Below are 12,320 nucleotides of genomic sequence, written 5' to 3' on the forward strand. Positions count from 1 at the left end.
CTTCCCTGGGGCCTCGCTTCAGAGGCCCCATTTTTTGTCCTTAAGTAAATGGTTCAGTGATCCGCCATTCATGGCAGAGGAGGTTTGGGAGGGTTGCGCACAACTGTACTTTCTCCGCGCTCAGCGTTACTTGTCTCCTATTTACTGTATTCACTGGGCCTGCATGGCGCGGAACCGATGAAAACTTCGAACGCCGCCAAGGTGGAGTCCCCCTCCATTGTTGCCAGGTTCGCCGAAAGGGAATCGCCTCATGACAATGTAGCCAAACCTGTGATTCTAAGCGACGGCCGCTTACTTGGCCTCTCGCTTCAGACCACCGGAAATAAGCAGGAGATGTTTGGCCGATATTCGAAAGACAATGGGTATAGTTGGAGCGTTCCTCAATTCTTGTTCGCTCTCCCAGAACACGTAGGCGGCTTCGGTTACTTTTACGCATTTGCGGACCGTGACGGGGAAGTGCATGTGTTCTACCTCAATGACGGTAATACTGGGGTGATTCTCCCAAAATCTCCCGACGAAAAGGGTGTCCGCGAGGGAAACGTCCTCGACATCTGGCATGTGGTGTCACGCCATGGAGCGACGGAGTGGTCCCATGCAAAGAGCATCTGGACAGGCAGAGCGGGCGACCCACTTTCGGTCATTCAATTGAAGAGCGGCCGTATCTTGTTTCCGATTTCATACATGACTCCTCGCTCCTGGTCGAACCGAGGCGGCGGATTCAAGGAGTTCGAATACGTTGGTACCTTCAGCACCAGTGCCATCTACTCCGATGACGGCGGAAAAACGTGGATACAGTCCTCCGATGAACTGGTAGTGGCAGTTCCGGATCTATCGACTATCGGAGGTATGGAACCGGTGGTTCTGGAACTGCAGGACGGCAGGGTATGGATGTTGATCCGCACCCAACTCGGCCGATTCTACGAATCGTTCTCCCAAGATGGCGGCGAACACTGGACGCGCCCGAAACCGTCGTCGATTACTGCGTCTGAATCGCCAGCCGCGCTTGTTCGATTGCCGAACCAGGACATTCTCATGATATGGAATGAAGCGCGTCGATATGCCTATGCTTACGGCGGGCGACAGGTGCTGCATGCGGCAATTTCTTCCGATGAGGGACGAACCTGGCGTGGTCATCGAGAGATCTTTCGCGATCCGGCACGGAAGGACCCGCCACCACCTTCCGGCGACTGGGGTATTTCCTATGCGTTTCCGGTGGTCGCCAGAGATGGAGCTGTCATTTTTTCGGCATGGGTGGAGACGGGAAACGCGCGTCACATGTTCCGGCTTGATCCACGATGGCTGATCGAGACTCGTCAAGCGACAGACTTCAGCACTGGTCTCGACGACTGGACTGTCTTCGGGACGCGCGGCGTTGAATTAGTTCGAGTTGGTCAGCAATCCAAGTCTGTGCTGTCGATACGCCGAAGCGATCCTGAGTGGCCAGCCGGAGCCGTATGGAACTTTCCGATCGGCAGGGCGGGTACTCTGAAATTGAGGTTAATGCTCCGCGATGGGTTCGGAGGAAACACTCTCGGGCTGACTGACCACTATTCTGTACCGTTTGATGGGCGGGATGTTTTTCATAATGTTTTCAATTTTCCTATTCGTCCAGACGGAGTTCTGTTGGGAAAGAAGCTTACCGTCAATGTCTGGCACGACCTCGAGTTCCGTTGGGACACTGCTCGCCGCGTCTGTACAGTTCAAGTTGATGGGAAGCGCATAGGATCGGTGGATTCACAACATGTCAGCCGAGGCATCAATTACTTGCGGTTTCACGCCACGCCTGAGGAACCGGACTCTGGATTGTTAGTGCAGTCAGTTCAGGCGGATGTGTCAGAGGGGTGGCCGAGGTAGTATCACCGGCTGCAACATCAACAAGCTATGGGAAACATGATCGAATATCTAGAGTCGCTTGTCGTTTATGACAACCCGAGACCCCACGTCCACAGCCGTCATGGTTATCACCCTGGGCTGGCAGAACTACCTGATGGAGAATTGATCGGGTTGTTTCTGTTCGCTGAGGCATTCGAAGCTCCGAATGGAACGACTGTCGTCTCACGATCTCGCGATTCAGGCAAAACATGGGAGTTGCAGGGGCCGGTATACGACAAGTCTGTGATCGGATTTGAGACCACAGACACAATGAAACCTTGCGTTCTGCGTGACGGCACCCTGGTTGCGACCGGATATCGATTCCATCGGCATGATCCGGAACAAGCGATCGCCATACCGGAGACAGGAGGTTTTCAGCCCGGCGACAACATCGTCTGTTTTTCAACCGATGGAGGGCACACCTGGACAGTACCGCAGGCTATTCAGCGCAGTTACCCTGAACTACTGGAATTGTCCGGTCCCTGCATCGAGACTGCTTCTGGCGATCTGGTAGCAACTGCAGGTTTCTACAACTTACCGGATGGTTCCAATCCCACAGGCAGGTTTGGAGTAATTCTGCGAAGCCGCGACAAAGGCAAAAGCTGGGACGATGACGTCTACTTTGTGCCACCCGGCAAGATTACCCCATGGGAGACTCGGGTATGTGAGATGCAACCCGGACGCTTGGTTGCAATCGTCTGGGCCTATGATGCCGATAACCAGAGACACCTCTCCAACCGCGTAACCGTTTCGAACGACAATGGTTTTACGTGGTCTCCGCTCATTGACACCGGCCACATGGGTCAGGCTTCGAATTTGCTCTACTTCGGTGGAGATTATCTCGTCACGATTCATGCACACCGCGCCGAAGACCCGGGCATTTATATACGAATCGTGGATTTCTCGAACAATCACTGGAGGCTCGTCGATGAGACTTTGATCTGGGGCCGTGCTCTTGGCGAACAGACTAGATCTGGGCAATCGATGCGACAGATGTTCAGTTCGTTGCGGTTCGGCCAGCCATCCATCATGCGCCTGTCCAATGGAGAATTTATTGCGAGTCACTGGAGTATTGAGGATGGGCAAGGAAAGATCAGGGCGCACCGCTTGAGAATTTCCATCGACTAATTTGCAAAGGAAGTTCCTGGATGCGTTATTGCAGCTTATTACGTCACTTTTGGCTGGTGCTGATAGTAGCCAGCCTTTTGAACGCCAGTAACGTACAAGAAGTCACTGAGAAACCAAGGTTTAAGGTCGAGATCGCGCCGTGGCTGACGATACTACACAGTGCCGATAACAAAGAGATTTCATTATCAAAAGCCGCAGTATCGTCCGGCTTTCCACTAGTTGTTGGACCTAATCGTATCTTGATGCTTTTTCGAGGTCCTAAGCTTAACGAGGTGCAAGTTGCGATTTCGACCGATGGAGCGCGATCGTGGTCTCCTCGCGGTGTCATCGATAAAAATCCGGAACCCGGCATTACCGTTGGCCGCCCTGTCGCCGTGAAGTCGCGACACGGCTCGCTTTGGGTGTTCTATACGGGCTCCCTATCAGATGATGCTGAATGTCCCAAAGCTGGCTTGTGGGTGATCCAAAGCGACGACGGGGGAAAGTCGTGGGCTGAGCGGAAACGGATATGGACGGGAGACGCGGCAAATTTGCAGGGGGCGGTCGAGACCAGGTCCGGAACAATTGTTCTACCGTTCGGCTATCTTGTCTCACCCAATCGGTTCGCAAATGGAGTTATTCTTTCCCGCGATCGAGGGAAGACGTGGAAGTTAGTACCGTCAGTAGTTGATATTCCTCTCGCTGCGGACAGAGCCAGACGCGAACATGGCGTGGCTGGAGGCGCGCTGGAGGCAGCAATCGTGCAGCTGAAGGATGGCCGGCTTTGGATATTGGCGCGCACAATCACCGGCAACCTATGGCAATCCTTTTCCAAGGATGATGGCGAAACTTGGGCGCCGGCATCTCCAAGCTTATTAACGTGCGGGGGATCGGTGCATTTGACACGTCTGGCCAGTGGCAGGTTAGCGTTGGTTTGGAACCAGGCGGACTGGTCCAATGATCCATTCTGGCATTATCCATGGAATTTACGTGAAGTATCTCTCGCATTTTCCGAAGACGACGGCAAGACGTGGGATAAGCCGATGGTGTTTGCACGCGGTGAGTCAGAACTGCATTCCCTCGTTACCGAAGTTTCGCCCGGAGTTCTGCTGCTCACGCTTCCGCAGGACGGGTTGCTGTTGGAAGGCAGGGAAGGATCGATCAGGACGGCTCAAGAGTGGGCACGCTTTGATTCGCCGTTCATATTTCGCAAATATTCCTCCCGGCCGACAGCCCCACAAGTGTGGGCGCAGCTCTACCGTTATGGCCATATGAATAAAGAGGAGGCAGGGGCGGAATCACCTCGCGTGGTCTTTATTGGCGACTCCATCACGGATTATTGGAGTCTCGACAAGTTTTTCCCGGGCCGCGGGTATATCAACCGCGGTATCTCAGGGCAGACTACCCCTCAAATGATGTTACGTTTCTTTCCTGATGTAATTGCTCTGAAACCAGACGTGGTGGTTATCCTCGGAGGTACCAACGATGTTGCCCGTGACCCAGGGCCCCATGTTCCGGTTCAGATGATGGAAGACTCTGTCCGGGCGATGGTAGAGTTGGCACACAAACATCATATTCGCGTTGTGCTCTGCACCATTCCTCCGGTAAGCGACTATAACGGATTCAGTCGCACCAAAGACAGACCGGCTGCGGCTATCAAACTCTGGAACAGCTGGCTTCGAAAATATGCTGCCGAAGTACAAGCGGGATTGGCGGATTACTTTTCCGTTATGGCAGACGAAAACCAACTGCTAAGGGCCGACTACTCAATCGATGGCGTTCATCCTAATGACATCGGCTATGCTGCAATGGCGCCGGCAGTGCAATCGGCGATCGAACGGTCCACACAACATGGACCTGTCGGCAGTCGTCAGCCATGAGCCACTTTGCAAATTCGGCTGTTCAACCATAAACAGCCGCCAAAAGTAACCTCGTATTCTGCTTGTAAATTGTCTAGGCAAGTGCTAAAACTGTCGACGGTCGACAGTTATGATTGTAAACTGCCTTCGCCGGAATCAGTCATTTGTGTGCGTGCTGTTTTGGATGCTGTTCGCTGGCGAGTTTGCGGCCGCTCAGAAACTACCACCGTGGAGCGACCGACACCCTGATCGCTTGATCATGAGAATTGAACCTCATGACCTGAGGGGTCGCGCTCTTGATCGGATGCCGGCACAAATTAGGCTAAACGGACCAATTGATCCGGGGTCGATCCAGATCGTTCAATTCGATCCTAAAACGGGCAGAGTGATTAATGATGCGGTCCCGTTTCGGTTTAACTCGTCCCCGCCAACATTGTTCATGAGTCATTACTGGTCACCGAATGGCGGTAGCGGCGGCACTCTTGCCTGGTTGCACGAACAACAAGGAAAGCAGAGTTCCTACTATCTCGTATATTACGACGGCAGCGATGTACGCTCGGGAGTGCCACCCCGCTCATGGCTGGGTGACGGCGACATACCATACGTGCCGAGAGCTGCCTTTCCGCAAGTTTTGATGATTCGTCCAGCGGCATTCGACTGGGACGGCGATGGCCGTTCGGATGTGATTGTCGGCGATCAGCTTGGGTATGTCGCGCTGTACCGCAACACCGGTTCAAAAAGTTCGCCTGCATTTGGCATGGGCGAACCGATTATTGCCAATGAAAAGGCGGTCAAAGTGCAATGGTGCGCGGCACCTGCAGTCGTCGATTGGAATGGCGACGGACTGCCGGACCTTTTGGTGGCACAAGAGCCGCAGGGCGTGATCCGCTATTACCAAAATGTGGGAACCAGGAAATCGCCAATCCTCGCTGATCGAGGACTGGTCCAGGCCGACGGTGAGGTGCTGAAGCCTCCTTATCTGCCTGTGCCCGAAATGCCTCCAGGCATCTTTGGTGACACGTATGGAAGTATTCCAACCGCTGTCGATTGGGACGGGGACGGAAAACTGGATCTACTTCTGGGGAGCTACATCACAGGGCAGTTTTATCTTTATGCCCAAGCCGGAAAGAATCCCGACGGAACACCCGTATTGCGCTATTCCGGACCGTTATCTGGGGAGGCTGGGCCACTGGACGTGACATGGAACTCCACGCCTTCCGTGGCCGACTTGAATGGTGATGGCAAACTCGACCTTGTAAGTGGAAGCTTCGGTATGTCATCCACAGGGTCCGATCGTCCAGAGGATTCTCGAATCCACTATTTCGTGCGAAACGGTACGTCGATGCACGAGCTTCCCTTTCCATTTGAAGGAGATGAGTCGAGTATTCTGCAGAAACTAGCAGAGAACGGAGGCGCTCCCTTTTCGACTGCGCTTGCCGATTTGAATGCCGATGGATTGACCGACCTGTTGATCGGAACGAACGGCGGCACCGTTGTCTACTTTCCCAATGTTGGCGATGCGAAGAATCCACAATTCCGTTTTAGTGGAACATTGGAAGGTTCCTGGGTCCCCAATCGCTGGAACTTCGATTCGATCGTTGACTTCCATGAAAATGGACAGCGCGCTCTTCTCGAAGGTTTATACGGAACCAAGGTCACTCTACGAACTAACTGGCCTGACAAAACGGAGAGTATCGAGCTAAAGACGGTGTCAGGAAAATCCATCGGTCGCCCGGCATCGCACGGCGACAATTTCGGTAATGCACAGATGTACGACTTCGACCGCGATGGGAAGCGTGACCTGATTTTCGGCACAGTTGACGGACGCGTGTTGCTTTATCGAAACGTGGGGACGCGTCACGAGCCTGCTTTTGCTGATGTTGAAATGATGCACCTTTCCAGTGGCGCCCCGCTCGTCGCAGGTTTTCCTGACGACACTAACATCACCGATTTCACTGTTCTGCAAGGGAATCGCGCCATTCCGGCCGCTGCCGATTTCGACGGTGATCAAAAAACCGACCTCATCGTCGGCAATGCAATTGGGCAGGTTCTATTCTTCAAAAACGTCGGCGACAATGCGAAACCGGCATTTGCCGCTCCTGTTCAACTGCTTGAGCGAGAAGGACGAGTATTTCTCGTCGCTACAGACTGGAATCGAGACGGTATACCGGACTTGGTCGTGACTTCTGGTGGCAAGCGGGGCAAGCAGATATCGATACTTTTACACGGGCGGGATCCCGGATCGGCTTCATTTCTCCCGGTAAAGGATATTCCGGCGCAAACGGAAATTCCATATCCCGTCCCGGCGGTGATCGACTGGGACCAGGATGGCGATCAAGATCTGCTCGTGGCCTCCTCTTATGGATTTGTTTATCGATTCGATGGAAGTTTCATTGAGCACGGATACGCGAAAGCCGACCTCATCAAACATGAGAGCAGGCGAAAAGAAGCGAAAGGCGTTAGATGACTCAAGCGCGAATACCGCAAGCGCCCGAATTATACAGCCTCGGTGACCGGGTCGCGTTGGTGACAGGTGGCTCCGGAATATATGGAGCGCACATTGTTAGTGCACTCGCTGAATCCGGCGCACATGTTGTCGTCGCATCTCGCAATCGCGAGAAATGCCAGAAATTTGCGGCAAAGCTGTGCGCCTCGGGATTGCAGGTCGAGGCTACCGAACTCGATCTTACCTCGGAGGCCTCTATTCAGAAAGTCCGCGACGAAATCGTCATCAAGTTCGGCCGAATCGACGTGCTGGTGAACAACGCCGTGGCGCGAGCCGGCGGAGACCTCCATAACACTACGGCTGCCGAATGGGAGGAGACCATGAGAGTGAACTCCACTGGACTTTTTCAGGCGTGCAAGGTCTTTTCCGGGCCGATGCAAGAGAGACGCAGCGGTTCAATCCTTAACATTGCATCCATTTATGGAATGGTCGGTCCGGATTTCTCGATCTACGAAGGCACATCCCTGACCAGTCCCGTCGCCTATTCCTTCGCTAAGGGAGGGATGATCAACTTGACGCGATATCTCGCCAGTTACCTGGCTCCTTTTAATGTCCGCGTCAATTGCCTCTCCCCTGGCGGCATGCAGACCGAAGATACACCGATAGAGTTCGTACCTCAGTACAGTCGCCGGACGCCTATGAGCAGGATGGCGGAACCGGCCGACATCAAAGGTCCCGTCGTGTTCTTCGCATCAGAGGCATCTCGTTACATCACGGGTCAGAATCTTGCTGTAGACGGCGGTTGGACCGCCATCTGATACACGGAGGCATTAAAGATGCGGATGAAAGCTTTTTGGCGCTATGCCGCCATCAGTTTGTTCGTTCTGCAAATGTCTGTTGGTCTTCGAGCGGAGCAACCGATGTTTGAGCTTGGAGTCGTTGCACCGTCGCGAGCTCCTGACTTCGTTACCAATGCGTATTCTGTGATTGCTCGTCTCACGAACGGGAGGCTGGTCATCGTCTATTCCGTGGTCGGATCGCAGAAGCCGTCAAAGATGAAGATTGTCAGTAGCGTTTCGGATGACGGAGGCAAGACATGGTCGGCCCCGAAGATCGTGTTCGATCATCCTGGCGCCCTGGACGCCGATCCGAGTCTGCTCGTCGACCGGGATCGTGTATTGGTCTTTTCTACGACGGTTCCGGAGCCCACCAAAATTGATCGCAGTCTGATCTACATGCGTGAAAGCAAGGACGGCGTGAATTGGGGCGAGGAAGTCCTGCTGAAGACGCCACGTCGATACATAGCCGGGAAGATTCACCAGGGACATCGTTTATCCGATGGGACACTGATCATGAGCTACGCCTGGGACACCTGGGCAGATCAAGGTATGCCTCCCGCCACCGAGGGCGAGATGAATCTGAAGGCAGGAGTATTGCGGTCTACCGACGGAGGTAAGACCTGGGTGCCTGGAGCCGATCTCTACGCCGATGTGCCCAAAACCTCGCCACATTCCACTGCGGGACTAGACGAGGCAGCGATCGTGGTTCTCGCCGACGGCAGAGTCATGACGCTGATGCGTGCTCCAGGAACCAAACTCTATCAATCATGGAGTAACGATGGGGGCCTGACATGGGAAACGCCACGCCCGAGCACTTTGACTGCGCATAACTCGCCTCCCGCTTTGTGGAAACTCGACAACTCCTCCGATGTCGTTGTGGTTTGGAATAACTCTCCGACCGGACGAACTCCACTCTGCGTGGCATTGTCCAGCAATGGAGGAAAGTCATGGTCGGAGCCGAAGGTAATCGTCGATACGAAGGGGCCGCAGGTGTCCTATCCCTCCGTGGCGCAGGCCAAAGACGGAACCATCATCGCCGTTTGGCAACAGCAGTTACCAGAAGGGGGTAGAGAGATTCGCATGGCCCGTTTCAATCGTGCTTGGCTGCAGGGGAAATAAGGAAATGAGACAAACCATCCGAACCGACAAAGCTCCTCGGCCGGCTGCTTCATATGAGCAGGGGGTGCGTGCCGGCGATCTGGTGTTCGTTTCTGGGCAGGTAGCAAACGACCTAACCGGCAAGATCATCGACGGATCAATAGAAGAGCAGGTAACGCTCGCACTGACAAACATCGAAAACATCGTAAAAGCCGCGGGAGGAGACCGAAACGACATCGTTCGGTGCGGCGTGTACTTATCTGACCTGGCCGATTTCGCCGCCATGAACAAAGCCTATACGGAGTTCTTCGGCGAGGCTGTGCCGGCGCGCACGACGGTCCAGGCTGGACTCGGAGAACTTCGTGTCGAGATCGATGCCTTCGCACACGTTCCAGCAGAAACACAAAAAGAACGCCGGAGGAAGTAATGCGGAACGGGTTCCGCTTCGCCTTATCGATAGTTCGATCACCAGCACTGAGATCGCTGGCGGTGCAATGCTTTGCCTGGATGATCCTGTGGAGCGGAACTGGCTGGGCGAGCGGATCGGAAGTTCGAAAAGAGCCAGAATGGGTCGGCAAAGGGAAGTACCGCATCCTCGTCCGTGTCGATCCAATCGATTTGGGGTCCCGGAAATCGGATGAGATGCCTACGCGCATTCACATCAGTTCCGAGACAATTCTAGCCAGCGCAGGGCACGCCGGCAGGCTCGACGTTCGCTCGATCGAAGTGGGGCGGTACGATCCTGTTATGGGCCGTCCACTCCCGTACGGCAAATGGGTATATGCACATGCCGATTGGGAAGTTCCTTTTCGCTGGTACGACGACTCGATTCCGGAGGATTTCCCCGAAGCTGACAACATCAACCCGGCTACCGGCGAACTAAAGTTCACACCGCAGCGCGGCTGGGGATACTTCTATGAAACACTCGGCGAGTGGAAGAGTGGCAATCTCGCCTGGATTCACACTCAACAGAGAAATAGTCCCTCTTACTATGCAATTTATTTTGATCTGCTTCCGCCGGGGACTGAACCGAATGCAACGCCCCGAACTGGATACCTCGGCGATGGCATGGAGCGGATTGCCGAGATCGGGGAAAGCACCCACGGACTAATCCTGAGCCGGGTTGAAGTCGCTGATTGGAATGGCGATGGCCTTCCGGATATCCTGGTCGGCGCGCAACGTGGCGGCATTGTGTGGTATCCGAATCGCGGCACCGCGCAGGATCCGAAATTCCCCTATTCCCAGCTTCTCTTTACCGTCGATGGTAAACCGCTGGATGCGGGATTCAGTGCAACTCCGCTGGTCGTGGATTGGGACGGAGATGAAATAGAAGACCTTGTCTGCGGAGCCGAATGGAACCGCCTGATCTGGTACAAAAACGTCGGCACCAACAAGGACCGCCGTCTCGTTTACAAGGGTCTCATCTATGCCGATGATGGTAAGCCCTTCGAACTGCCACACAAGCCCGTACCGGAAGGCGAGGGCATCTATTTGCGTGATTATCACCCGGTAGTTGCATCAGCCGACCTCACCGGGGATGGCAAGCCGGACATCATCGCGGGTGGATATGTTACCGGTCGTATTTACCTGTTCGAAAACCGGGGACGTGACAGAAACGGACTGCCCATACTGCACTTCGTGGGTCCGCTCGCAGCCGAAGGAATTCCTATCGATGTGGGTTGGTCGGCAGCTCCAACGGTTGCTGACCTCAACGGGGACGGACTCCTGGATATCGTCTCCGGCGATATGCCTATGACCGAAGGCGGAGGCGATTCGGGGAGCAGCGAGGACTTTCTCTACTACTTTGAGAACGTGGGCACCCGTAGCTCGCCGGCGTTCAAGAAGCGCAGATTCCCGGTGCAGGGAACCTTTCCCGTAGGTGCGATCGCGGCGCCTCGCACCGCGGACCTTAACGGTGATGGCCTTTTGGATTTGGTTGTAGTCGCCAACACCAATCTGTCTATTTACTTCAATGTTGGCAGCAACAAGTCGCCCCTTTGGAAATATGAGCCTCCACTACCCGGAGCCTGGAAAACGGCACCCTTGCTCGCGTGGAGCTCCCAGGCGATTGATTGGAATCAAGACGGACATTTTGATCTGGTCGATGGTTTTTCGGTTCGCCTTAACGAAGGTAAAGGGAATCCGCAATTGTTTGGCGAGCCGAAGAGCATTCTCGGAAAGGGAGAAGAGATCTTCCACAAATCGCCGTATGGAGATCAGTGGACGTTTACGCACGTTGCTGATGTCGATGCCGATGGCAAGCAGGACGTCCTCTACGGGGTTCATGAAGGAAACGTATTCCTGCATAGAAATCTTAGCGACGCTAAGGGCACTCGCTTCGATGTGAAAGGCGTCTTGTTGAAAACCGAAAACGGTGAGCCCATTCAGGTGGGTCCCGAGCCCGGACGTAAGTGGGATTTTGATGTTCTGCAGGGAGCCCGCACCACTTTGGCTGCTGCGGACTTCGACCGCGACGGAAAGTTGGACCTGGTCGTCGGCGACACGTACGGAAAGGTCCGATATTTCCGAAACAAAACTGGCGGGCCTGAACCTCGATTTGAAGATGCTCTGCTCATTGCCGACGCCGGCAGTCGATTAGTGCCGAGCGTCGTTGATTGGAATCTAGATGGCTGGCCTGACGTCATCATTGGGACGGGCCAAGCATCGGTTGTTTTAAACAGTGGGTCCCCCGGCGGGAACCGCTTCCTGGCAGCTAAATCGTTGGACCTTTCGTACCTTCCCTTCCAGGTCTCGATCCTGCCGGTGGACTGGAACGAAGACGGAGATATTGATCTCGTCGCACGCGCTTCGTACGGCTATACCTGCTGGTTTGACCGGACGTTCCTGCTCAAAGGATACGCGGCAGCGACGGTCCAAAAAGTAGAAGCACGCTAGCCCTCGGGCTTTGAGAACAAGCGGCCAACGATTAGGAACTACAAAAGAGGAAAACAGCAGACCATAACTATGAATAGTGCTGACCAACTCAATCTCAAAATGCAAGGCCCTTCCAAAAACCGTGCTTTTCTGATTGTCGTCTGTATCCTTGCATTTTTTACGCTCACTGCGCCTGCAGCTTCGCGTAACCACCCAAGCTCTCTC

Annotated in this window: 8 protein-coding genes; all 8 read left to right on the forward strand. The window is 54.3% G+C overall.

The window, feature by feature from the left end:
• Window positions 1–177 precede the first annotated feature (177 nt).
• The gene (locus VN577_01320) at window positions 178–1,854 is read left to right on the forward strand and encodes a sialidase family protein (GenBank protein ID HWR13438.1); all 1,677 of its coding nucleotides are present in this window, start codon (window positions 178–180) and stop codon (window positions 1,852–1,854) included.
• Between the two features lie 36 nt (window positions 1,855–1,890).
• Window positions 1,891–3,000 carry a sialidase family protein gene (locus tag VN577_01325; protein ID HWR13439.1) on the forward strand — a complete coding sequence of 370 codons (1,110 nt, stop codon included), beginning with the start codon at window positions 1,891–1,893 and terminating at the stop codon, window positions 2,998–3,000.
• A 20-nt stretch (window positions 3,001–3,020) separates the two neighbouring features.
• Window positions 3,021–4,859 (forward strand): exo-alpha-sialidase, encoded by a 1,839-nt coding sequence (locus VN577_01330; GenBank protein ID HWR13440.1) that lies wholly within the window; start codon window positions 3,021–3,023, stop codon window positions 4,857–4,859.
• A 418-nt stretch (window positions 4,860–5,277) separates the two neighbouring features.
• Complete coding sequence (locus VN577_01335) at window positions 5,278–7,305, forward strand: VCBS repeat-containing protein (protein HWR13441.1); 2,028 nt, start codon at window positions 5,278–5,280, stop codon at window positions 7,303–7,305.
• Entirely contained in the window at window positions 7,302–8,102 is an 801-nt protein-coding gene (locus tag VN577_01340) for an SDR family oxidoreductase (GenBank protein ID HWR13442.1), read from the forward strand. Before VN577_01335 ends, VN577_01340 begins: the two co-directional genes overlap by 4 nt.
• Window positions 8,103–8,120: 18 nt before the next feature.
• Complete coding sequence (locus VN577_01345; GenBank protein ID HWR13443.1) at window positions 8,121–9,242, forward strand: sialidase family protein; 1,122 nt, start codon at window positions 8,121–8,123, stop codon at window positions 9,240–9,242.
• A gap of 4 nt (window positions 9,243–9,246) precedes the next feature.
• Window positions 9,247–9,648 carry a RidA family protein gene (locus VN577_01350; protein ID HWR13444.1) on the forward strand — a complete coding sequence of 134 codons (402 nt, stop codon included), beginning with the start codon at window positions 9,247–9,249 and terminating at the stop codon, window positions 9,646–9,648.
• Complete coding sequence (locus VN577_01355; GenBank protein HWR13445.1) at window positions 9,648–12,116, forward strand: VCBS repeat-containing protein; 2,469 nt, start codon at window positions 9,648–9,650, stop codon at window positions 12,114–12,116. Before VN577_01350 ends, VN577_01355 begins: the two co-directional genes overlap by 1 nt.
• Window positions 12,117–12,320 lie beyond the last annotated feature (204 nt).

The organism is Terriglobales bacterium (assembly GCA_035561515.1).
In the GTDB taxonomy this organism is placed as follows: domain Bacteria; phylum Acidobacteriota; class Terriglobia; order Terriglobales; family Acidobacteriaceae; genus DATMXP01.